The 23,109-nt window shown below is 69.9% G+C and carries 20 protein-coding genes; 12 read left to right on the top strand and 8 right to left on the bottom strand.

The features are described from left to right. Positions 1–8 precede the first annotated feature (8 nt). Positions 9–695 (top strand): GOLPH3/VPS74 family protein, encoded by a 687-nt coding sequence (locus tag OHA21_RS35100; RefSeq protein ID WP_328462399.1) that lies wholly within the window; start codon positions 9–11, stop codon positions 693–695. Between the two features lie 53 nt (positions 696–748). On the opposite strand, the gene OHA21_RS35095 is transcribed toward OHA21_RS35100, so the two are convergent. Both OHA21_RS35095 and OHA21_RS35090 read right to left on the bottom strand, forming a co-directional pair. Next, entirely contained in the window at positions 749–2,398 is a 1,650-nt protein-coding gene (locus OHA21_RS35095; RefSeq protein WP_328462397.1) for a phospho-sugar mutase, read from the bottom strand. Between the two features lie 24 nt (positions 2,399–2,422). Next, positions 2,423–4,324 (bottom strand): serine/threonine-protein kinase, encoded by a 1,902-nt coding sequence (locus tag OHA21_RS35090; protein WP_328462395.1) that lies wholly within the window; start codon positions 4,322–4,324, stop codon positions 2,423–2,425. A 205-nt stretch (positions 4,325–4,529) separates the two neighbouring features. Between OHA21_RS35090 and OHA21_RS35085 the strand changes: the two genes are divergently transcribed. After that, positions 4,530–6,095 carry an acyl-CoA mutase large subunit family protein gene (locus OHA21_RS35085; protein WP_328462393.1) on the top strand — a complete coding sequence of 522 codons (1,566 nt, stop codon included), beginning with the start codon at positions 4,530–4,532 and terminating at the stop codon, positions 6,093–6,095. 182 nt (positions 6,096–6,277) lie between these two features. After that, positions 6,278–7,534 carry an amidohydrolase gene (locus OHA21_RS35080; RefSeq protein ID WP_442874943.1) on the top strand — a complete coding sequence of 419 codons (1,257 nt, stop codon included), beginning with the start codon at positions 6,278–6,280 and terminating at the stop codon, positions 7,532–7,534. Between the two features lie 99 nt (positions 7,535–7,633). On the opposite strand, the gene OHA21_RS35075 is transcribed toward OHA21_RS35080, so the two are convergent. Continuing rightward, positions 7,634–8,572: a DUF4349 domain-containing protein gene (locus OHA21_RS35075; protein WP_328462391.1), complete on the bottom strand. Its 939-nt coding sequence runs from the start codon at positions 8,570–8,572 to the stop codon at positions 7,634–7,636. A gap of 106 nt (positions 8,573–8,678) precedes the next feature. Between OHA21_RS35075 and OHA21_RS35070 the strand changes: the two genes are divergently transcribed. The 4 genes from OHA21_RS35070 (at position 8,679) to OHA21_RS35055 (ending at position 12,067) form a co-directional block, all read left to right on the top strand. Beyond that, positions 8,679–9,311: an MBL fold metallo-hydrolase gene (locus OHA21_RS35070; protein ID WP_328462389.1), complete on the top strand. Its 633-nt coding sequence runs from the start codon at positions 8,679–8,681 to the stop codon at positions 9,309–9,311. Position 9,312: 1 nt separating this feature from the next. Continuing rightward, entirely contained in the window at positions 9,313–10,242 is a 930-nt protein-coding gene (locus OHA21_RS35065) for a hypothetical protein (RefSeq protein ID WP_328462387.1), read from the top strand. Positions 10,243–10,310: 68 nt separating this feature from the next. Continuing rightward, positions 10,311–11,048: an SCO6745 family protein gene (locus tag OHA21_RS35060; protein WP_328462385.1), complete on the top strand. Its 738-nt coding sequence runs from the start codon at positions 10,311–10,313 to the stop codon at positions 11,046–11,048. 44 nt (positions 11,049–11,092) lie between these two features. Further along, positions 11,093–12,067, top strand: a complete 975-nt coding sequence (locus OHA21_RS35055) for a GNAT family N-acetyltransferase (RefSeq protein WP_328462383.1) — start codon at positions 11,093–11,095, stop codon at positions 12,065–12,067. Here the strand turns inward: OHA21_RS35055 and OHA21_RS35050 are convergent, their stop codons facing one another. Next, positions 12,068–12,529, bottom strand: a complete 462-nt coding sequence (locus OHA21_RS35050) for a gamma-glutamylcyclotransferase (RefSeq protein ID WP_328462381.1) — start codon at positions 12,527–12,529, stop codon at positions 12,068–12,070. It abuts the gene before it with no gap. An 88-nt stretch (positions 12,530–12,617) separates the two neighbouring features. On the opposite strand from OHA21_RS35050, the gene OHA21_RS35045 reads away from it, so the two are divergent. Then, positions 12,618–14,018: an NAD(P)H-quinone dehydrogenase gene (locus OHA21_RS35045; RefSeq protein ID WP_328462379.1), complete on the top strand. Its 1,401-nt coding sequence runs from the start codon at positions 12,618–12,620 to the stop codon at positions 14,016–14,018. Here the strand turns inward: OHA21_RS35045 and OHA21_RS35040 are convergent. Continuing rightward, positions 13,996–14,655 carry a DedA family protein gene (locus OHA21_RS35040; RefSeq protein WP_328462377.1) on the bottom strand — a complete coding sequence of 220 codons (660 nt, stop codon included), beginning with the start codon at positions 14,653–14,655 and terminating at the stop codon, positions 13,996–13,998. The two genes, OHA21_RS35045 and OHA21_RS35040, sit on opposite strands and share 23 nt — an antisense overlap. Positions 14,656–14,970: 315 nt before the next feature. After that, the gene (locus OHA21_RS35035; RefSeq protein ID WP_328462375.1) at positions 14,971–16,719 is read right to left on the bottom strand and encodes an acetyl/propionyl/methylcrotonyl-CoA carboxylase subunit alpha; all 1,749 of its coding nucleotides are present in this window, start codon (positions 16,717–16,719) and stop codon (positions 14,971–14,973) included. 35 nt (positions 16,720–16,754) lie between these two features. On the opposite strand from OHA21_RS35035, the gene OHA21_RS35030 reads away from it, so the two are divergent. The 4 genes from OHA21_RS35030 (at position 16,755) to OHA21_RS35015 (ending at position 20,242) form a co-directional block, all read left to right on the top strand. Further along, complete coding sequence (locus tag OHA21_RS35030; protein WP_328462373.1) at positions 16,755–17,330, top strand: PadR family transcriptional regulator; 576 nt, start codon at positions 16,755–16,757, stop codon at positions 17,328–17,330. A 378-nt stretch (positions 17,331–17,708) separates the two neighbouring features. After that, positions 17,709–18,650 (top strand): ATP-binding cassette domain-containing protein, encoded by a 942-nt coding sequence (locus OHA21_RS35025; protein ID WP_328462370.1) that lies wholly within the window; start codon positions 17,709–17,711, stop codon positions 18,648–18,650. After that, entirely contained in the window at positions 18,647–19,402 is a 756-nt protein-coding gene (locus tag OHA21_RS35020; RefSeq protein ID WP_328462368.1) for an ABC transporter permease, read from the top strand. The genes OHA21_RS35025 and OHA21_RS35020 overlap by 4 nt, the downstream gene beginning before the upstream one ends. A 48-nt stretch (positions 19,403–19,450) precedes the next feature. Further along, positions 19,451–20,242, top strand: coding sequence for an ArsR/SmtB family transcription factor (locus OHA21_RS35015; protein ID WP_328462366.1), 792 nt, complete (start codon positions 19,451–19,453; stop codon positions 20,240–20,242). Positions 20,243–20,315: 73 nt separating this feature from the next. Here OHA21_RS35015 and OHA21_RS35010 read toward each other — a convergent pair whose 3' ends face one another. Together OHA21_RS35010 and OHA21_RS35005 are read right to left on the bottom strand one after the other, a co-directional pair. Beyond that, entirely contained in the window at positions 20,316–20,930 is a 615-nt protein-coding gene (locus tag OHA21_RS35010) for a Maf family protein (protein WP_328478732.1), read from the bottom strand. 349 nt (positions 20,931–21,279) lie between these two features. Continuing rightward, entirely contained in the window at positions 21,280–22,359 is a 1,080-nt protein-coding gene (locus OHA21_RS35005) for a S8 family serine peptidase (protein WP_328478731.1), read from the bottom strand. Positions 22,360–23,109: the final 750 nt, after the last annotated feature.

The following is a 23,109-nucleotide window of genomic DNA, read 5'->3' as shown; positions in this document are numbered from 1 at the left end:
TGCTAGATATGACCCCCATTCCGCTCGCCGAGGAACTCCTCCTCCTCGCGTACGACGATCAGACCGGCAAGGCGACCGGGTCCCGCATCGGGCTCGATCTGGGCATGGCCGCGGCCGTGCTGATCGACCTGGCGCTGGCCAACCGGATCGCCTACGCGGCTGACGGCTACCTCATGGTCGTGGACGCCACTCCACTCGGTGACCCGGTCGCCGATGCTGTCCTGGCGAAGGTGGCGGCGGACGAGCCGCACACCCCGGCGCAGTGGCTGCAGCGGCTCCGGCACCGCCTGCGCACCCGGGTCCTGGAGGACCTGTGTGCCCGCGGCGTCGTGCAGGACGTGGACGAGACCCAGCTGGGCGTCATCCACGTGCATCGGTACCCGACCACCGACCCGGCCTACGAGGCCGAGATCCGGCAGCGGCTGGCGGCCGCGCTGATCGGCGACTCGCTGCCCGACGAGCGGACCGCCGCGCTGGTCACGCTGCTGGTCGCGGCCCGGATGGAGCCCGCTCTGAAGCTGCCGGCCGGCGAGACCGAGCGGGCACACGAGCGGCTCGAGGAGATCGCCAGCAACGCCGGTTTCCTCGGTGACGTGAGCCTGGAGGACTCCATCGTGCGGCCGAGCGTCGCGCTGGTGGTGGCCACCCTGGGCAAGGCCATCACCGCCGCGCTGGGCGCGCCCAAGCCGATCTGATCGATTCGGGTCGTTCGGGGAGAGCAGTTGCCGCTGCTCTCCCCGCAGCTTTTCTAGACGCCGAGCACGGCGGCGATCTCGGCCCGCAGCGCGGCGAGGCCGGCCGAGGCGCGGGTCCGGGCCGACGCCAGGTCACCCTCCGCGACCGGTTCGACCACTTCGAGGTACGCCTTGAGCTTCGGTTCCGTGCCGGACGGCCGGATCACCACGCGGGTCGCCGCGGTCCGGAACGTGAGCACGTCGTTCTCCGGGAGCAGGTCGGCCACCTCGGTCACCGGTGACCCGAGCAGGGCGGCCGGCGGGTCCTGCCGGGCCCGGGTCATCGCCCGGCCGATCTCGGACAGATCCTCCACCCGGACCGAGAGCTGGTCGGTGGCGTGCACGCCGAACTCGGTCGCCAGCTCGTCGAGGCGGTCACCGAGGGTGCGGCCGGACTCCTTCAGTTCGGCGGCGAGCTCGGCCACGGTCAGCGCGGCGGTGATGCCGTCCTTGTCGCGCACCAGGGCGGGGGCGACGCAGTAGCCGAGCGCCTCCTCGTAGCCGAAGGCCAGCTCCTCGGCGGCCCGCACGATCCACTTGAAGCCGGTGAGGGTCTCCGCGTACGGCACGCCACGGGCGGCGCAGAGGCGGCCCAGCAGCGAGGACGAGACGATCGTGGTCGCGTACGTGCCCGGGACGCCCCGCCGGATCAGATGGTCCGCGAGCAGCACCCCCAGCTCGTCGCCCCGCAACGGCCGCCATCCGTCCGGCGAAGGGATCGCCACCGCGCACCGGTCGGCGTCCGGGTCGTTGGCGATGGCCAGGTCGGCCCCGGTCGTGTCGGCGAGGGCCAGCAGCAGGTCCATGGCGCCCGGCTCTTCCGGGTTGGGGAACGAGACGGTCGGGAACTCGGGGTCCGGCTCGGCCTGTTCGGCGACGACCGCCGGCACGGCGAATCCGGCGGCGGCGAACGCGGCGGCCACCGTACCCCCACCCACACCGTGCAACGGCGTGTACGCGACGCTCAGGGCCCGGGAACCGCCCTCCGAGAGGACGTTCGCGGCGCTTTGCACGTACCCCGCGAAGATCTTCTCGTCCAGAACCGTGCCCGGCTCGCCCAGCGGAACCGCGACCAGGCTGCCGGCCGCGCGGATGGCCGCCTCGATGCCGGCGTCGGCCGGCGGCACGATCTGGGCCCCGTCCCCGGCCGGCCCGCCGAGCTGACGGCCCAGGTAGACCTTGTAGCCGTTGTCCTGCGGCGGGTTGTGACTGGCGGTGACCATCACGCCGGCGACCGCGTCGAGAGCGCGTACCGCGTACGCCAGAACGGGCGTGGGCAGCGTGCGGGGGATCAGCAGGGCCGCGCGCCCGGCGCCGGTGGCGACCCGGGCGGTCTGCTCGGCGAACTCGCGGGAGCCGTGCCGGGCGTCGTACCCGATCACCAGCGGCCCCTCGCCGCCCTGCGCGGCGAGCCAGCTCACCAGGCCGGCCGCGGCCTGGGTGACCACCGCGAGGTTCATGCCGTTGGGGCCGGCGCGGAGCCGGCCGCGCAGGCCGGCGGTGCCGAAGGTGAGCGGGCCGGCGAACCGGTCGCGCAGCTCGGCCGCCGTGCCCGGCAGACCGTCGATCAGAGCGCGCAGCTCGGCCCGGCTCGCCGGATCGGGATCGTCGGCGAGCCAGGCCTCGGCCCGGGCCGTCAGGTCAACATCAACTTCGGACGCCATCAGGGATTGATAGCACAGCGACGGTCACAGCTTCAGCTGGAAGCTCTCCGCCATGGCGTCGAAGTACTTCCGGCTCTCCGCGAAGTCGGCGTCCGTGGTGGTCAGGTAGAACGAGTACATCTTGTTGTTGACCGTGGTCATCCGCCAGATGCCGTGCCGCATGTTCTCGCCGCTGCCGCAGGTGTACTCCAGCTGCGCGCCCGGGTTGCCGGCCACCTCGACCTCCTCGGTGGCCACCTGGGTGAACGGCGACGGGCAGTTCTTCGACTTCTTCAACCCGGCCGGGGCGGTCTGCGAGACGAACTTGGTCGGGGCGATCGAGCCCTTCTCCACCAGGACCCGGACCTTGCGCAGCTTGTTCTCCGGATCGACGTAGTCGACGTAGACGCCGCCGGCGGCCCTGGTCCAGCCGGCCGGGACCTGCACGCTGACCGCGGCGTTGCCCTTGTAGTCCTGGGTCTCGAAGTCGGCGACCGGCGCGGCGCTGGCCGGCGGCTGGGCAGCCGGTGTCGTGTTCTCCGGGTCGTCACCGCCGGAGAGCGCGAAGACCAGGACCAGGATCAGTACGACCGCGCCCGCGGCCCCCGCCGACGCCAGCTGCTTGTTGCGCGGCCAGGACTTGAACGTGCTGACCGCCCGCTCGGAGTTCTCGCGCAGCGACCGGGTCACGCCCTCGATCGCGACCCGCCGTTTCGCCGCCGGGCTGGCGACGACTGTGCCCGGACGCGGGCTCTGCCACGGGTTCTGCGGCGGGATGACGCTGGTCGGGTCGGCCGACGGGATCTGGTGCGCGGGCATCGTGCCGGTCGGGTACCCCGCCGCGTCGGCCGGCTCGGGGGCCCGCCGCCGCCCGCCGCCCGAGGAGTTCTGCTGCTCCAGTTTCGCCAGGTGGTCGGTGAGCGACTCGCCCGGCGCGAGCATGGCCCGGCCGCCGATCTGGCCGGTCGGCTGCGGCGGGATCTGCTGCGTCTCGGCCGGCGCCGGGCTGACCGGGCGCGGACCGGAGACCACCGAGTACGGATCGGTCATCATGTGCGGCGGGCTGGTGCTGGCCAGCGGGCCGGCCAGCTGCTGGCGCAGCATGGTGCGCGCGGTCTGCACGTCCATCCGCTGCGCCGGGTTCTTCTCCAGCAGGCCCATCAGGACCGGGGTCAGCGAGCCGGCCCGGACCGCCGCGGCGGGCGGGTCCTCGACGACGGCGTGCATCGTCTCGATCGGGTCGCCCTTGTCGAACGGCGGCCGGCCCTCGATTGCGGTGTAGAGCGTGACGCCGAGCGAGAACAGGTCGCTGGGCGGGCCGAAGTCGTGGCCCATGGCCCGCTCCGGCGAGATGAAGTGCGGCGAGCCCAGCACCATGCCGGGGGTGGTCAGCTGCACGTCGGTCGGCATCCGGGCGACGCCGAAGTCGGTCAGCACACAGCGGCCGTCCTGGCAGATCAGCACGTTCGCCGGCTTCACGTCGCGGTGCAGCACGCCGTGCGCGTGGGCCACCTCGAGGGCGCCGAGCAGTGCGATGCCGATCTTGGCGACGACGCGCGCCGGGACCGGGCCGTCCTCGATCACCATGTCGGCCAGGCTGCGGGCGTCCAGCAGCTCCATCACGATCCACGGCCGGCCGTTCTCGTGCACCACGTCGTAGACCTGCACGACGGCGGGGTGCTGGAGCGCGGCGGCGGCGCGGGCCTCGCGCATGGTCCGCTCGTACATCGCGTCGCGGTCGCTCGGGGCCAGGCCGGGCGGGAGGATGACCTCCTTGATCGCCACGTCCCGGCGCAGCAGCGTGTCCGCCGCGCGCCAGACCGTTCCCATGCCGCCGTGACCCACCGCTGCGCGGAGCGTGTACCGCCCGCCGATGAGCGTGCCGGGGGCCGCACGTCCGCTGGGGGGAGCCGTGTTGCCGCCGCTCCACGTCGGAATCTGAGTCACTGAGGATGCCACCGAGGGGTGTAGGGGGCTGTCGACCAACCCCGCTATCTTGCCCGCTGGTGGCCTCACTGCAAAAGTCGCAGTCGGAGTGTTAACCACTCTTCGACCCTGGGTAGCCACCGCGTGGCCGAGGGTGGAGCAGTGCCAACGCTGAGTGCAAAATCCCTCACTGTCGGCGGCCTGAACGAGCATTAGGATCACTTAAGTGAATGCAGAGTCTGGGTTCCCCATCAAGCCGGTGTACGGCCCCGGCGATGTGCCCGCGGATGCCGGAACCGATCAGCCCGGTCAATTTCCGTACACCCGCGGGGTCTACCCGACGATGTACACGAAACGGCCGTGGACCATGCGGCAGTACGCGGGCTTCGGCACCGCGGCCGAGTCCAACGCCCGCTACCACCAGCTGCTGGCCGCCGGGACCATGGGCCTCTCGGTCGCCTTCGACCTGCCCACCCAGATGGGGTACGACTCGGACGACCCGATCGCGCACGGGGAGGTCGGCAAGGTCGGCGTGGCGATCGACTCGATCGACGACATGCGCCGGCTCTTCGACGGCATCCCGCTGGACCAGGTCTCCACGTCGATGACGATCAACGCGCCGGGTTCGGTGCTGCTCCTGCTCTACCAGCTCGTCGCCGAGGAGCAGGGGGTGCCCGGCGACAAGCTGCAGGGCACGATCCAGAACGACATCCTGAAGGAGTACATCGCCCGCGGGACGTACATCTTCCCGCCGAAGCCGTCGCTGCGCCTGGTGGCCGACACGTTCGCCTACTGCCGGGCCGAGATCCCCAGGTGGAACACCATCTCGATCTCCGGCTACCACATGGCCGAGGCCGGTGCGACGCCCGCGCAGGAGATCGCGTTCACCCTGGCCAACGGCATCGAGTACGTGCGGGCCGCGATCGCCGCCGGCCTGGCCGTCGACGACTTCGCGCCCCGGCTGAGCTTCTTCTTCGTGGCCCGGACGACGCTGCTCGAGGAGATCGCGAAGTTCCGGGCGGCCCGCCGGATGTGGGCCCGGATCATGCGCGACGACTTCGGCGCCGAGGACCCGAAATCGATGATGCTGCGGTTCCACACGCAGACCGCGGGTGTCCAGCTCACCGCCCAGCAGCCCGAGGTCAACCTGATCCGGGTGGCGATCCAGGCGCTCGGTGCGATCGCCGGCGGCACGCAGTCGCTGCACACCAATTCGTACGACGAGGCGATCGCCCTGCCCACCGAGAAGTCGGCCCGGCTGGCCCTGCGCACCCAGCAGGTCCTCGCCTACGAGAGCGGCCTCACCGGCACCGTCGACCCGTTCGCCGGGTCGTACGCGGTGGAGGCCCTGACCGACGCCGTCGAGCAGGAGGCGACCGCGCTGATCGACCGCGTCTTCGAGTTCGGCTCCGCGGTCGACGCGATCGAACAGGGTTTCCAGAAGGGCGAGATCGAGACCTCCGCCTACCGGATCGCCACCGAGATCGACGGCGGTGAGCGGGTCGTGGTCGGCGTGAACCGGTTCGTCGCCGACTCGGAGGAGAAGTACGAGCCGCTACGGGTCGATCCGGCCATCGAGGCCGCCCAGGTGGCTCGGCTGGCCAAGCTGCGTGCCGAACGCGACGAGCCGGCGGTGCAGGCCGCGCTGGCAGATCTGGCGAAGGCCGCCGCTGGAAGTGTGAACGTCTTACCGTTGATGAAGGAAGCGTTGCGCCTGCGTGCCACCGTGGGAGAGGTCTGCCACACGCTGCGTGGCGTTTGGGGCGTACACCGGCCGGTCGAACGCTTCTGAACCACGAGACGTACTCGTAGTGTGTCGCGTCACCTGCGCGATCCACTACCCGTTGTAGAAAAGCGGACGGGGCGATCTCCCGTGCGCTTTTACCTGACCGTTACACACGGTGATCGGAATGGGATTAAGCTGTCGCGCGTTGCGAAACGCGACAAACCTCGAGACTGAAGACGGAAGCCGACGTGACTACTGCTCTGACGGCGCCGGAAGGCGTCGAGAAGGCGTGGCCCGGGCCGATGCCCGGTGCTGATCCGCTCCCTGGCCAGCTGGACCGCTGGCTCGCCGCGCGGGGTGCCGAGCTGGTAGCGATTCGCCGGCACATTCACGCCCACCCGGAGCCGTCCCACTCGGAGTTCGAGACCGCCGCGCTGATCGCCCGTGAGCTGGCCGTCGCCGGTCTCGCGCCGCGGATGCTGCCGCGCGGTAACGGGGTCGTCTGCGACATCGGCGAGGGTGACCGGGTGATCGCCTTCCGGGCCGACATCGACGCGCTGCCGCTGCAGGACCTGAAGGACGTGCCGTACCGCAGCACCGTGGACGAGATGGCCCACGCCTGCGGTCACGACGTGCACACCACCGTGATGCTCGGCCTCGGCATGGCCCTGGCCCAGCTGAACGAGCAGGGCGAGCTGCCCGGCCGGGTCCGGCTGATCTTCCAGCCCGGCGAGGAGGCGATCCCGTCCGGCGCGCCCGAGGTGATCGCCGCGGGCGCGCTGAAGGACGTCGCCGCCATCTACGCGCTGCACTGCTACCCGCAGCTGCCGGCCGGGCTGGTCGGTGTCCGTTCCGGCCCGTTCACCGCCGCCGCGGACACCGTGAAGGTCGAGCTCTCCGGTCCGGGTGGGCACACCGCCCGTCCGCACCTGACCGCCGACCTGGTGCACGCGCTGGGCCGGGTGATCGTCGACGTGCCGGCCCTGCTGGACCGCCGGATCGACCCGCGCGCCGGTGTCTCGCTGGTCTGGGGCGCGGTGCACGCCGGCCAGGCGTTCAACGCCATCCCGGGCACCGGCGAGGTGCTGGGCACCGTCCGGATCCTGAACCGGGACGCCTGGCGGCAGGCGCCCGAGCTGATCACCAAGCTGATCCACGACGTGGTCGCGGCCACCGGCGCCGAGGTCAAGGTCACCTACACCCGCGGCGTGCCGCCGGTGATCAACGACCGGATGGCCTCGGCGATCATCGCCGGCGCGGCGGGCGCCGCGCTCGGCGCCGACCGGGTGGTGGAGGCCGAGCTCAGCATGGGCGGCGAGGACTTCTCGTTCTACCTGGAGCACGTCCCGGGCGCGATGATCCGGCTCGGCACCGGTGTGCCCGGCTCCGACGTGCGCCTCGACCTGCACCAGGGCGACTTCGACGTCGACGAGCGCTGCATCGGTTACGGCGTGCGCGTCATGACGCACACCGCCTTGGCGGCGCTCTCCACGGGCGCTTTCTAAAACCTTTTCCGGTACGGGTTCTCGAACAGTCCCGCCGCCACCGCGCGACGTGACAGCCACCTCAGCCCGGCGGCGCGGCCGCCGGGCTGATGCGGTGGTTCAGCTCGCGGCGTCCGTCGTGGCCGGAGCGGGCCGGGGCAGCGCCGGGCCGGCCGGCGGAGTCCGGCGGCGGAGCCGCCGGATCGTGTAGAGGATCGCCACCGCCGGCACACCGATCGCGATGACCCACGGCAGGACCGCGCCCAGCACGGTCAGCAGCACGGCCAGCGACGCCTTCAGCGCCTTCCAGCCGCCGCTCAGGCCGGCCAGGAAGCCCGGCGGCTCGTCACCCGGGTCGGCGGCCTGGGTGGCGTCCGGGTCGAGCAGCACGACGGTGATGGTGGAGAGCGCGGTCAGGTCGGCCAGCCGGCGCTTCTTGGCCTCCAGCGACGCCAGGTCCGCCTCGCGGGTGGCCACCTCGCGCTCCAGCATCACCAGGTCGTCCAGCGAGTTCGCCTGGGAGAGCAGCTTCTTGGCGCTCTCCACGCGGGCCTTCTGCACCGAGATCCGGGCGTCCAGGTCGACGACCTCTTCGGTGACGTCCTGCGTGTTGATCCCGCGTACCTCCTCGGTGCCCAGCTTGGCGAGCTGGTCCACCACCGAGCTGAACTTGGCGGCCGGTACCCGCAGGGTGAGGTTGGCGGTGTCCGAGCCGGTGCCGCTGTGCCGCTCGTCGGAGCCGATGAACCCGCCGGCCGCCGACGCGATGCCGGTGGCCTGCGCGGCCGCGGCGGTGACGTCCTCCACCCGGACCGTGATCGAGCCGGTGTAGATGATCGATCGCTGGTCGACGCGCAGGTCGGGCGCCTGGGCGGCGGTGTTCTTGCCCTGGTCCGCGGCACCCTGCCGAGCCGCCTGCTCGCCGCCCGCCACTTCACCGACGGCCGGCGCGGCCTCAGAGGTCGCCGCGTTGTCCTCGGATCCGCCACCACAACCGGTCAGCAGGGCGCCGCTCAGCAACAGGGCGGCGATCACCTTGGTGGTTCCCCGTACTCGCATCGTTGCTCCGATCTGTCTCGACTGACCGGTGGGACGTGCGGCACACGTCACCCGGTTCCGGCAGACTGCGAGGTGACCGGTCACGATTCAGCAGCGGAGGGGTCCCGTGCGCGTCACGAAGTTCACGCATTCCTGCCTACGGGTCGAGGGTGCGGGGGTGCTCGTCGTCGATCCCGGCGAATTCTCCGAGTCGTCCGCATTGGACGGAGCGGACGCCGTGCTCATCACCCACGAGCATTTCGATCATCTCGACGTGAAGGCGGTCGTCTCGGCCGTCTCCCGGCGCGCCGATCTGCGGATCTTCGCGCACGAGGCGGTGCTGCCGCTGCTCGCCGAGGTCGCCGAGGCCACCACCGCGGTCACGGCCGGGAGTGAGTTTGAGGCCGCCGGATACCGGGTGCGGGCGTACGGCGGACAGCACGCGATCATCCACCCGTACGTCCCGGTCTTCGCCAACCTGGGCTTCCTGATCGCCGACGAGGGCAGCAACCTCTACCACCCGGGTGACTCGTTCGCGCTTCCCGACCAGCCGGTGGAGACTCTCTTCGTGCCCCTGAACGCGCCGTGGACGACGATCGCCGAGTCGCTGGAGTTCGTCCGGACGGTTCGGCCCGCCCGGGCGTTTGCGTTGCACGACGGCCTGCTCAACCAGCGTGGCGCCGGTGTCTACGACAAGCACCTGGAGACCTTCTCCGATACCAGGTACCAGCACGCTGCTCCCGGGACGGTTCTCGACTGACGTGCCCAGCAGCACCGACACCGTCGTCCGGCGGCTCTACGAGGACCCGCCGGAGAGCTTCGTCGCCACCCGGGCCGCCGCCGTCGACGAGGCGCGCCGCAGCGGCGACCGGGACGCGGCCAAACGCCTCGCCGCGCTGAAGAAACCCACCGTGGCCGCCTGGGTGGTCAACCTGCTGGCGCTCAAGCGCCCCGAGCTGATCGGCGAGCTGGTCGAGCTGGCCACCGCGCTCCGGGCCGCTCAGCGTGACCTGCACGGCGAACAGTTGCGGGAACTGTCCAACCAGCGCCGGCAGTTCGTCTCCGCGCTGGTCGCGGCCGCCCGCAAGCTCGCGGTCGCGGCCGGGGTGCCGGCGGCCCGGCTGCCGCTAGCCGAGGTGGAGTCGACCCTGACCGCCGCGCTCGCCGAGCCGGAGATCGCCGAGCAGGTGCGCACCGGCCGGCTGATCCGGGCGGCCACCTACGCCGGCTTCGGTGAGGTGCCGCGGCCCCGGTTGCGGCTGGTCACCGGCGAGGCGGCGGACGCCGACCAGGACCAGGACCAGGAGGAGGACGAGCCCGACGAGGACGCGGGAGCGGAGGTCCCGCGACTGTCGGCGCGGGAACGGGCCGCCGCCGAGCAGCGCCGCCGCGAGCGCGACCGCAAGCAGCGGGAACTCGACCGTGAGCTGTCCACCGCGCTGGCCGCCGAGCGGCGTGCGGACGAACAGCTGGAACGGGCCGAGGCCGCCGAACGCGACGCCGGCCACCTGGTCGAGGACCTCGACGCCGAACTGGCCGAGCTGGAACGCCGGCGCACCGAGGCGGTGGCCGACGTGGCCCGGCGCAAACTCGCGCGGCGTACCGCCGAGCGTGAATCGGCGGCCGCCCGCCGGCGGGTCGGTGACGTGCAGGCAGCCCTGGATGACCTGGCCGCAGAGGGTGCCGACTAGCCAATTCGGACGGTCGAGGCGCGCGGGAGCGTTTTCTTTCGGCGCTCGAGGGGAGCAGAATCGGGCAGGTGACCCCGGAACAGGCCGCCGCCAACGCCAAAGCGGGACTCGCCATGATCGTCGGCGCCTTCGCGGAATCACCGCAGACCCTGCGCCGCGCCCGGCTGCTCGGTCTGTCCGGCTGGGCGTACCACGTCTCGGCCCGGGCCGGCGCGCTCGGCGAGGTCCGGCCGGAGACCGTGGCCGCCGCGCTGGCGTTCATCGCGCCGGAGGCGGTCACCGACGGCTGGGAGGCGACCGTGAAGACGTCGTCGCCGGTCGAGGTCGCCAAGTGGCACCTGCACGAGCTCTGCACCTGGGGCAACGACCAGCTCAGCGGCTTCCCGCGGCTCTCCCGGCTGCTCGAGCTCGCCGGCCGTCTGGTGGACGCGGTGGACCCGGCCGGCCTGCCGCTCTTCGCCGCCTGGCGGGCGATGCCGGTGCCGGACACCGATCCGGGCGCGCGGGCCGCCGTGCTGCTGCACCTGCTGCACGAGCACCGTCAGGGCGTCCACGTGATCGCGGTGCGGGCCGGTGGGCTGTCCCCGATCGAGGCGATCATCGCCGGGCCGGACGGCGAGACCGGCGCGGTGGCGTTCGGCTGGCAGCCGCCCTATCCGCCGGCCGGCCCGCTGGTGCGCCGGCTGATGTGGGCCGAGGCGGTGGCGAACTCGCTGGCCGGCCAGGCGTACGCGGTGCTGGACCGGGCCGAGCGGGTCGAGTTCGCGGGCCTGCTGGAGTCGCTGAGCCACCGCCTGGCCCGCTGAAAATCCGTTGGCAGGCGCGGCCCGGCCGTGGTCGGATGCCGGGCATGACCGAGCTGCCCACCGGCTGGACGATCCGTCGGCCCACCCTCGACGACGTCCCGGCGATCCTCGAGATGGTGCACGCCAGTGACATCGCGGCGCTGGGCGAGCCCGACTTCACCCTCGACGAGGTGCGCGAGGAGCTGACCGGGCCGAACACCGACATGTCCCGGGACTGCTGGGTGGCGCTGGACGGCACCGGCCGGATCGTCGGCTGGGCCTACCCGCGCAACAACACCGGCCTGGCGCGCGACTTCGCCGAGATCTACGTGTGGCCCGATGCCGGTGAGCCGGCCGAGCGGCCGCTCCTCGGCCTGCTGATGGCACGGATGCCGGAGCGTGCCGCCGAGCTGGGTCACGACGTCTACGAGGTGCGGGCCGGCGCCATCCCCACCGAGAAACAGCACATCGAGGCGCTCACCGAGGCCGGCTTCACGTTCCTCAAGCAGCACGCCCGGATGCAGATGAAACTCGACGGGGTGTCCCCGGCCGCGCCGGAGCCACCGGCGGGTGTGACGATCCGGCCGGTCCGGGCCGACGACGAGACCGAGATGCGCCGGTTCCACGCCGTGATCGAGGAGGCGTTCCGGGACGCCGACCACCCCGCGATGGCGTATGGGGACTGGCGTGAGCAGTTCGAGGCCGAGTCCGGGGTGGCCTTCGACGAGTGGTTCGTCGCCGAGGCCGACGGGGTGATCGCCGGGGCCCTGCAGTCCGGCGGCAACGGCGGCGACGAGGAGAACGACGAGGGCTGGGTCAAATACCTCGCGGTGCTCCGGGCGTACCGTAAGCGGGGTTTGGGGGAGGCGCTGTTGCGCCGTGCTTTCGCCGCCTATGCAGCCAAGGGCCGTGCCAAGGCCGGGCTGGGCGTCGATCTGGCGAACCCGACCGACGCCGCGAGCCTGTACCGCAAGGTCGGCATGACCTCGCTCTACCGGGCGAACGTGTATCAGACCACGGTGACCGCGGCCGCCCGCTGATCAGACCTCCGGCGAGGCGGTCCCGGTCGGTCGCCCGCGCAGCTCCTCGACGTAGTCGTCGGGCGCTCCGGCCTTCTCGGCCGCGTTGGCGATCTCGGAGAGATACCACGCGGTCGGCAGGCCCCCCTCGTACCCGGTGAAGACGTAGACCCAGGCGGGCACGTCACCGTCGAGCGTCGATACACGGACGGTGACCTTCTGGTACGCGCCCGCGGTCACCCCCTCGACCTCGTCGAGCTGCGCCGCGTCCCAGGGGTGCACGTCGTACAGCGAGACGAACACCCGGTCGCCGGGCGACTCGACAATCGTGGTTACCGCTCCCTCCCAGCCGATTTCTCCCTCACCCGCAAAGGTGAGACGCCAGCCTTCGACCCACCCCACGCCGACCATCGGCGAGTGCGGACAGTAGGCCCGCATGCGGGCGGGATCCAGGTTCGAGCCATACGCGGCGTAGTGACGCACGGCGACGACGATAGTCGCAGCAGCGGGTAGTGAGAATATGGAACGTGCGTGTCGGCACAGTTCCTGTCTCTTTGGAGGTCGTTCAGTCGTGAGTCGGATCGTGATCATCGGTGGGGGACCGGGAGGATACGAGGCCGCCCTGGTCGCCGCGCAGCTCGGCGCGGAAGTCACCCTCGTCGAGGCGGACGGTCCCGGGGGAGCATGCGTTCTGACCGACTGTGTGCCGTCCAAGACCTTCATCGCCAGCTCCGAGGTGATGACCGGATACCGCCACAACGAGCGGTTCGGGATCCGCTCGCGCGGGCTGGACGGCGTCAGCGTCGACGCGGTGGCGGTGAACGAGCGCGTCAAGAAGCTCGCGCTGGCTCAGTCCGGTGACATCCAGACCAAGCTGATCAAGGCCGGGGTGGACGTGGTCCGTGGCCGGGCCAAGCTCGGCGAGGACCGGCTCGGGCACACCCACCAGGTGCTGATCACGCCGGACGACGGCGAGACGTACGCGGTGGAGGCCACCACCGTGCTGCTGGCGACCGGCGCCACCCCGCGGGTCCTGCCGACCGCCCGCCCCGACGGCGAGCGGATCCTCGACTGGCGCCAGGTGTACGACCTGACCGAGCTCCCCTCCCACCTCGTGGTGATCGGCTCCGGTGTGACCGGCGCCGAGTTCGCCAGCGCCTACCTGGCGATGGGCGTCCAGGTGACCCTGGTCTCCAGCCGTGAGCGGGTCATGCCGCACGAGGACGCCGACGCCGCCATGGCGATCGAGCGGGTGTTCCGGGAGCGGGGCATGACGATCCTCAGCCAGGCCCGGGGCAAGTCGGTGGAGAACACCGGCGACGGCGTACGGGTGACCCTCTCCGACGGCCGGGTGATCGACGCCTCACACGCGCTGATCGCCGTCGGCGCCATCCCGAACACCGCTGAGCTGGGCCTCGCCGAGTACGGCGTGGCGGTCGGCGACGGCGGCTACGTGACCGTGGACCGGGTGTCGCGGACCAACGTGCCGGGCATCTACGCCGCCGGTGACTGCACCGGTGTGCTGCCGCTGGCCAGTGTCGCCGCCATGCAGGGCCGGATCGCGATCTGGCACGCCATGGGTGAGGCGGTGGCGCCGCTGCGGCTGCGGACCGTCTCGGCGAACGTCTTCACCGACCCGGAGCTGGCCACCGTCGGCGTGTCGCAGAACGAGGCGGACTCCGGCCGGACCCCGGCCCGGCAGGTGATGCTGCCGCTCACCGGCAACGCCCGGGCCAAGATGGCCGGCCTGCAGGACGGGTTCGTCAAGCTCTTCTGCCGCCCGGCGACCGGCCAGATCATCGGCGGTGTGGTGGTCGCGCCGAAGGCCAGCGAGCTGATCCTGCCGATCACCATGGCGATCGAGAACAACCTGACCGTGGACCAGCTGGCCCACACGATCACGATCTACCCGTCGCTCTCCGGCTCGATCGCCGAGGCGGCCCGGCAGCTCATGCTGCACGAGATTCAGTAGTCGTCTTCGTCTTGTCGCCCTCTTCGGTGTCCTTGCCGCCGAAGAGGGCCAGGATCCAGCCGGCGGTGCCGAAGATCACCGCGGCGGTGGCCGCGATGGCGAACAGCCGCCAGGCGTCCTGAGTGATCGCGGTGCCGCCCAGATGCCCGACCAGGCCGCCGTAGCAGGCCCAGCTCAGCGCCGCGGCGAGGTCGTAACCGACGAAGAACTTGATCGGATAGCCGGTCTTGCCGGCGTTGTAGCCGGACGCCATCCGCCCGCCGGGGACGAACCGGCAGAGCAGCACGACGAGCGGGCCCGGCCGGCGTAGGCCGCGGGTGAACCGCTCCGCCGCCCGCCGGGTCTTGGACGGGTCGGCGTCCTCGTTGCGCGGGGCGAACCGGGCGCGTAACGCGCTCAGCCGGGCGCCGGTGGAGCGGCCGAGGACGAAGGCGATCGCGTCGCCGGTGAACATCCCGAGCGTTCCCACGGCGATGACGGCAGCCAGATCGAGATTTCCGTAGACAGTGAGGGCCCCAGAGGTGATCATGATGGCCTGAATGGGTACGACCGGCACCAGAGCGTCCACGGCCAGGAAGCCGAACAGAGCAAGGTACGCCCAAGCCGGCGTTGCCAACATGGTCAACAGTTCGGTCATCGGGGTGCCACCTCGCGGCTTCGGGACTCACGGCATTGTGCGTGGGCGTAGCTGAGAGTGCGCTGTGTTCAGCATGCCTCCGAACCGGCCCACCCGGCGGTGATGCCCGACACGGTACGTGGCCGGGTCACACCTGCGCGCCTCCTTTTCGATGCGCCGGGGCGGGCGGGCGTACCGTTGGACTGCCCGCGCCACCGGGCCCCAGTTTCCCGGTGGGATGCGGCCGCGGGCCGCCGGTAGGTCCCGTATCGGCGGCCCGCCCCTACCTCGGCGTTGTTCGAGGAAGCCTCGGTGTTGCTCGATCGAGCCTTGGTGTTACTCGATCGAGCACAGCACGGTGCCGGCGGTGACCGTCGCGCCGACCTCGACTGTGAGCCCCGACACTGTTCCCGGTTTGTGAGCCTGCAGCGGCTGTTCCATCTTCATCGCCTCGATCACCACGATGGTGTCGCCCTCGGCCACCTGGTCGCCGTCCTGGACGGCGACCTTGACGATCGTGCCCTGCATCGGCGCGGTGAGCCCGTTGCCGGAGACCGCGGCCGTGGCCCCCGACCCGCCTCGCGAGCGGCTCGTGCTGCGTTTGGGGGTGCTTGCCGGCGTACCGGAAAACAGGGTCTTGGGAAGGCGCACCTCGATGCGCCGCCCGCCGACCTCGACCACCACGGTCTCGCGCTCGGTGGGTTCGCCCTCCGGCGCAGCCGGGGCGGCGAACGGCGGCACCCCACCGGCCCACTCGGTCTCGATCCAGCGGGTGTGCACCGTGAACGGCTCGCCGGTGAACGCCTCGTCGCGGACCACCGCCCGGTGGAACGGCAGAACCGTGGCGATGCCCTCGATCACCGTCTCGTCGAGCACCCGGCGGGAGCGTTCCAGAGCCTCGGCCCGGGTCGCGCCGGTCACGATGATCTTCGCCAGCATCGAGTCGAAGTTGCCGCCGATCACGCTGCCCGTCTCGACACCCGAGTCGACCCGCACGCCCGGCCCGGACGGCCAGGTCAGCTCGGTGACCCGGCCCGGCGCCGGCAGGAAGTTGCGCCCGGCGTCCTCGCCGTTGATCCGGAACTCGATCGCGTGCCCGCGCGGAGCCGGGTCCGAGGTGAACGCCAGCACCTCCCCGGCGGCGATCCGGAACTGCTCCCGCACCAGGTCGATGCCGGTGGTCTCCTCGCTGACCGGGTGCTCCACCTGCAGGCGCGTGTTGACCTCGAGGAACGAGATCGTCCCGTCCTGGCCGACCAGATACTCCACGGTGCCGGCCCCGTGATACCCCGCCTCGCGGCAGATCGCCTTCGCGCTCTCATGGATCTTCGCCCGCTGCTCGTCGCTGAGGAACGGCGCGGGCGCCTCCTCCACCAGCTTCTGATGGCGGCGCTGCAACGAGCAGTCCCGGGTGCCGACCACCACGACGTTGCCGTGCGTGTCCGCCAGGACCTGGGCCTCCACGTGCCGCGGCCGGTCCAGGTAGCGCTCGACGAAGCACTCGCCGCGCCCGAACGCGGCCACCGCCTCCCGGGTCGCGCTCTCGAACAGGGCCGGGATCTCCTCGGCCGTGCGGGCCACCTTCAGCCCTCGGCCTCCGCCGCCGAAGGCGGCCTTGATCGCCACCGGCAGGCCGTGCTGCTCGGCGAACGCGACGATCTCGGTTGCCTCCGCAACCGGTTCAGAAGTGCCGGGTACGAGCGGCGCGCCCGCCCGCTGCGCGATGTGCCGTGCGGTGACCTTGTCGCCCAGGTCGCGGATCGCCTGTGGGCTCGGCCCGATCCAGATCAAATTCTTGTCGAGTACGGCCTGCGCGAACTCGGCGTTCTCGGAGAGGAAGCCGTAGCCGGGATGCACCGCGTCCGCCCCGCTGCGCGCTGCGATGTCGAGCAGCTTGTCGATGCGCAGGTAGGTGTCGGCGGCGGTCTCGCCGTCCAGCGCAAAGGCCTCGTCGGCCTGCCGCGCGTGCAGCGCGTCGCGGTCGCTGTCGGCGTAGACGGCAACGCTCGTGAGGCCGGCGTCTTTGCAGGCCCGGATCACCCGAAGGGCGATCTCGCCACGGTTGGCGATCAATATCTTCCGCACGGCTATGAGCCTAACGGTCGTTTTACTCTTGAGTAGTGTCCGCGACTCGCATGATGATCCTCGGTTTGGTCCAGCTGATGCAGCCGGTGCACGGCTATGACGTGCGCCGTCAGCTGCTGAGCTGGAACGCCGACAAGTGGGCCAACGTCCAGCCCGGATCGATCTATCACGGCCTGCGCAAACTGACCGAGGAAGAGCTGCTGCGCGAGGTGGCCACCGAGCAGGTGGGCGCGCGGCCGGCGCGGACGACGTACGAGATCACCGAGAAGGGCCAGGCGGAGTTCGAATCCCTGGTCCGCAACTACTGGTGGAACCTCGCCTCCCCGCCGGACCCGTTCATGGCCGCCTTCTCGTTCCTGCCGGCGCTGCCCCGCTCGGAGGCCTCCGCAGCGTTGCGCAACCGGGCTGCTCAGCTTCGGACCGCGGTGGAGTATCTGCACGTCAGCACCGGTGCGGAGTGGGCGAAACAGAAGCCGGCCTTCGTGTCGTGGCTGTGGGAGCTGGGGATCGTGCGGGCGGAGGCCGAGATCGCCTGGTGCGAGCGCACTGCCACCCGCATCGAGTCCGGCGAGGAATACGGCGATGGTCGCCCTCCCGCCCCTAACGGCTGAACGAATCCCGCCGCTTCCGCTTCCCGCGGCCCCGGCTTGCTTCGGCCCGCTTTTCCGCGGCCCCGGCTTGCTTCGGCCCGCTTTTCCGCGGCTCCGGCTTGCTTCGGCCCGCTTTTCCGCGGCTCCGGCTTGCTTCGGCCCGCTTTCCCGCGGCCCCCGGATACCCCGCGGCCCCGCCTCCCGCGGCCCCGCCTCCCGCGGCCCGGCTTCCCCGCGGCCCCGCCTCCCGTGGCCCGCCTTCCCCGCGGCCCCGCCTCCCGCGGCCCCCGCTTCCCCTCGGCCCGCGCTTCCTCGCCTTCAGCGGGTTCCTGCCGCCATCCTGCGGCTGTTTAATAATCAAGTTTGACTAAAGTGATTGATGGTCGTAGTTTGGGTCGTATGATTGAGACTCGCGGGCTACGCAAGTCCTTCACGTCCCGTCGCGGGCCATCCGTGGAGGCCGTCCGAGGCATCGACCTGGACGTCGCCGAGGGCGAGATCTTCGGTTTCCTCGGCCCGAACGGGGCCGGCAAGACCACCACGCTGCGCATGCTGGCCACCCTCATCGAGCCGGACGGGGGCGAGGCCACCGTCGCCGGCGCCGACCTGCGGCGCGAGCCCGGCGAGGTGCGGCGCCGGATCGGGTATGTGGCACAGGGCGGCGCCACCTGGGACGACTCCACCGCCGTCGAGGAGTTGGTGCTACACGCCCGCCTCTACGGCCTGTCCCGCTCGGCCGCCCGGTCGCGCGCCGCCCGGGTGCTGGAGTCCTTCCAGCTCGCTGAGTACGCGGACCGCAAGTGCCGGACCTACTCCGGTGGCCAGCGCCGCCGCGTCGACATCGCGCTCGGCATCATCCACGAGCCGCGGCTGCTGTTCCTCGACGAGCCGACCACCGGGCTCGACCCGCAGAGCCGGGCGCACATGTGGGACGAGATCCGCCGGCTGCGCGACGAGGGGATGACCGTCTTCATCACGACGCACTACCTGGAGGAGGCGGACGCGCTCTGCGACCGCATCTCCATCATGGACCACGGCGAGATCGTCGCCTCCGGGACGCCTTCGGCCTTGAAGCGCTCGATCGCCGGCGAGGTGGTCGTCGTCAGCCTGCCCCTGGGTTCGGTGTCCGCCGCGGCCGACGTGCTGACCTCCTACAAGCTCGACATCCTCACCGATGGCGTCCGATTGCACGTCGAGGACGGCGCCACCGCCATTCCGGACATCCTCCGGTTGCTGGACGCCGCCTCGGTGCCGCTGACCGGGATCGAGTTGCACCGGCCCAGCCTCGACGACGTCTTCCTCACTAAGACCGGTCGATCCCTGCGGGAGAGTGCGGCATGAAATTCGTACGCGACACTTGGTTGATCTTCGAGAACCAGATGCGTCTGCTGCTGCGCAATCCCGTCTGGGTCCTGGTGGGCGTCTTCCAGCCGGTGATGTACCTGCTGCTCTTCGCCCCGCTGCTGCGGCCGGCGCTGCAGGTTTCCAGCGACGCGGAGGCGTACGAAATCTTCGTCCCTGGAATGTTGGTCATGCTCGCCATCTTCGGCGGGCTGTTTCAGGGCTTCGGCCTGATCGCCGAGCTGCGGGCCGGCGTGATCGAGCGCTCCCGGGTCACCCCGGTCAGCCGCCTGGCGCTGCTGCTCGGCCGCACCCTGCGCGACGTGGTCTCCCTGGTCGTCCAGGCCGTCATCATCACGCTGCTCGCGATCCTCTTCGATCTGCGGGTGTTCCTCGGGAACCTGCTGCTGGCGTACCTGATGCTGGCTCTCATCGCCCTGATGACCTCGGCGATCAGCTACGGCGTGGCGCTGCGGGTCCGCAGCGAGGACGCCCTGGCCCCGCTGATGAACACGGTGGCGCAGCCGGTGCTGCTGCTTTCCGGGATCTTGCTGCCACTGACGTACGCGCCCGCGTGGCTGCAGAACGTCGCCGACTGGAACCCGTTCTCCTGGGCGGTGGACGGCACCCGGGCCCTGTTCCGCGGCGACCTGGGTGCGCCGGAGGTCTGGCAGGGCCTGGCCATCACCGCGGTGCTCGCCGTCCTGGCGGTCGTGTGGGCGGCACGGGAGTTCGCGCGCAGCGTTCGCTGAGCTCTCGGGGGTTGATAGGCAGCCGTTTGGCTGCCTATTATTCGTGGTGTGGACGAGGTCTTCCGGGCGCTCGCCGACCCCGGCCGGCGGCAGTTGCTCGACAGCCTGAACCAGCGCAACGGTCAGACGCTGCGCGAGCTCTGCGACGGCATGGGCATGGCCCGGCAGTCGGTCAGCAAACACCTGGCGGTGCTGGAAGCCGCCGGCCTGGTCACCACGGAACGGCGCGGCCGGGAAAAGCTGCACTACCTCAACGCCGCGCCGGTCAATGCGATCGCGGACCGCTGGATCAGCCGGTACGACCGGCCACGCGTCCAAGCGCTCGCGGCACTCTCTTCGCAGGCCGCTTTCTTTTCGGAGGCTTTGACTATGGGGTTCAGTTACACGACGTACATCGCTACCACCCCGGAAAAGCTGTGGACGGCGTTGACGGATCCGGCTTTCACCAGGGAGTACTGGGGGGTCGCTTTCGAGACGGACTGGACGCCCGGTTCGCCGATGACCTGGACGGAAGCTGGCGTCACGATCAGCGATCCAGCGCAGGTGGTGCTCGAGGCCGTGCCGGGGCGGCGGCTGGCGTATACCTGGCATACCTTCACGCCGGAGTTCGCCAAGGTCCACGGCTTCTCTGAAGAATGGCTGGCTTCGGCTGTCCAGGGCAGCCGCTCAAAGGTCACCTTCGACATCGAGCCCCAGGGCGCGATGGTCAAGCTGACCGTGACCCATGATGATTTCGGCCCGGACGACGTGGCTTTCCAGGGCGTGGGGGAGGGGTGGGCGCAGTTGCTCTCCAGCTTGAAGACCCTGCTGGAGACCGGCTCGGCGCTTCCCGCTGGCTAGATCGCGGCGACTTCCCCGAGTCCGTCAGGATCGCGCCGGAGTTCGGTCAGCCAGCCGCCGCCGTCGTCTTGCTTCAGCGCCGCCACAGAGACGTGATCGGGACGCCCATCTCAGCGAGAAGGTTGCGCAGCAGCGGCAGCGACAGCCCGATCACGTTCCCCGGATCCCCCTCGATCCGCGTAACGAACGCCCCACCCCGGCCGTCCAGCGTGAACGCCCCAGCCACCTGCAACGGCTCACCCGAAGCCACATAGGCCTCGATCTCCGCATCACTGACATCCGCGAAATGCACCACCGTGGTGCCAACCGCCTCCGCCTGCAGCCCACTGACCAGCCCGGTCAGGTGATGCCCGGTGTGCAGAACCCCGGACTTCCCGCGCATGGCCATCCACCGCTTGGCCGCTTCCTCAGCGTCAGCAGGCTTGCCGAACACCTCATCCTCGAACGCCAGCACCGAATCACACCCGAGCACCAGAGCCCCCGGGTCAGCCGGCAGTTGGGCGGCCACCGTACGCGCCTTCATCCGCGCCAGGGCAAGACTCATGGTGTACGCATCGTCAGCGTCCACCACACTCTCATCCACCCCGCTGACGATGACCTCGGCGTCAATCCCAGCCCCGGTAAGCAGCGCCCGCCGAGCAGGGCTCGCCGAGGCAAGAATCAGTCGGTACGCGATGTCGGTCTGCACGAAAAACGAGACTACAAGCCCCAGCCAGCCAAAAACCGCATGCAAGCCGCGTGTTTCAGCCTCGAACTCCTACAAATCGCTCACCTTGTCTACCGCCGGACCTGGCGAGACCGACCACACTGTCCAACTCCGCCGCCGCCCAGCCCTTGGTCAGCCGAATTTGGCTCCGTCTAACGCGTAGCGAAACCTGCCGTCCGATGCGACTACACCTCTTGGCGGCTAGGTGCGCCAAAAGGTCGAGCACAACCCGCCCGGTCGCCGCCTACACTCCTCTTCCTTTGGCTACCCGGTCCGCTTCGTTACCCGTCCGATCCCAGATTCGCGGATGCTGCCGACCAAGCAGCAGCCGTCAACCAGGTCGCCGCCGTCTCCGAGCGGCTGCAAAAGCGAGAAGCGTGCCGATCGCAACGATTGCGGCGCCACCACCAGTGACCGCCAGCAAGGCAGAACCACCCGTTTCTGCGCCGGGAGGGTGGGCCGAAGATGCGGAACCTGATGGCACTGCGGCGCCTGATGGGTCAGCACCTGGACCCGTAGTGGAATCAACCGGCGGCACGTAAGCGGTAAGAGCCTTGACGATATTGAGTACGCCAAATCCACACTCGTCGTCCCGCCCCGGAGGCCCAATATCCGTAGCCGTGGCCGTCAGCCGATGAATCACCTCCTGAGCGGAGAGCTCCGGGAACCTAGACCGCACAAGCGCAGCTGCTCCCGAAACAATAGCCGTCGCCGCAGAGGTTCCATCCGTATCGCGGTAACCGTTGTCGAGGCCAGTCGTTACGATTTCCGTTCCCGGTGCGCAGATTCCAACGCTAGGTCCTGTTAGGGAATAATCTGCATGCCGTCCGTTTCTGTCTATTGCACCCACTGCCAGAACTCCAGGGCTTACAGCCGGATACCGCATGAACGCGTCTCTGGAACGATTGCCGGCGGAAGCCACGATAACCGAGTCGCTCGTTGCCGCCGCGTCAACGGCAGCATCTAGATTCTTAGATGGAGCGGCCGTTGAAGATATGCTTATAACTTCAACCCCATTTCGTGCGGCCCACTTGATGCCGGCGTGCAAATTGACATCAGTGTCCGTCGATCCAAATATCTTGATCGGCAAAACCTTGGCAGCCGGTGCAATTCCTAGGGCGCCGACTCCATCCCTTCCGTGCGCCACAATCAAGCCAGCCATCTGTGTTCCGTGGCCAATTTGGTCGAATTGTCCGATGCCGTGTCCGCCAGCAACTACATCGATGCCTCGCAGGAGATTGTCTTCGAGGTCTGGGTGGGGGGCGACGCCGCTGTCTGGGAGGCCGACAATGACCCCGGCTCCGGTGCTTATGGAATGAGCCTTTCCGGCGTCGAGGTACGCCAGGAACCATTGGGCCGAGCGGACCTTATCGGCGGGAGCATCATTCGCTGTAAGAGGAATCGGCAGCATGGCCGCCAGCAAGGCCAGGCCTATCGCGGTAATCGTGGCGTGCATCTCTAGTTAAGTCCGATTACTGGTCCGGGATCTATCTTAGTTTCGCGGGGAGGTCGTAGAATCGGTTCGACACCCTCAGTGATTTCCCAGGGGTGGTCCCGGTTCAACTCTCGTTTTGCTTCGCCGTTCCTGCGGCCCGGGCTTGGGGCGGGCGGCGGTTGGCCGATGAGACCTCCAACCGGGTTCACTCGTTGAGAGGTGTGTGCATTTGACGTAGGTGGCCTTACTCCGCCACTTCCTGGAACTCCGCCAATTACAGAGCCTGGCGGTAGTGCGTGATTCTTGACGGGCGAGCCGGGCGCATGGTTGGCTGTGTAACTGGGCCTTGTGGTACTAGGCGATTGAATCGGATTCAAGCCATTTGGGCCTCCGCTGGACGAGATTATTCCTGGTCCGGAAAGTGGCGGCCGCCCTTCGGGGTTCCCGGTTGATGGCGATTGGATGCTTTCCTTCGCAGGCGGTGGATTGCCGGCAGGGTCGTGGCCGCCCAGTATTGGACCGGGTCGTTCCGGAGCGGGCGCGGGTTTTCCTGCCCTGGGCGTGAGAACTGATCGCGATTCGCGCGGTTTTCGCTCAGTTCCTCTGCGGAGTTTGCTGAGCGAGGTGATGGTGGGCGTTGCCGCAGGTAAGGGCAGGTTCGCGTCGGCGGAAGTCGAAAAAGGGTCGTTGCGCTCGTCATTCTTCAGCGGCGGCTTGTAGAGCTTG

The organism is Actinoplanes sp. NBC_00393 (assembly GCF_036053395.1).
Taxonomy (GTDB): domain Bacteria; phylum Actinomycetota; class Actinomycetes; order Mycobacteriales; family Micromonosporaceae; genus Actinoplanes.
Note: the sequence above shows the minus strand (reverse complement) of the source record. Positions and strands in the feature narration are given on the sequence as shown.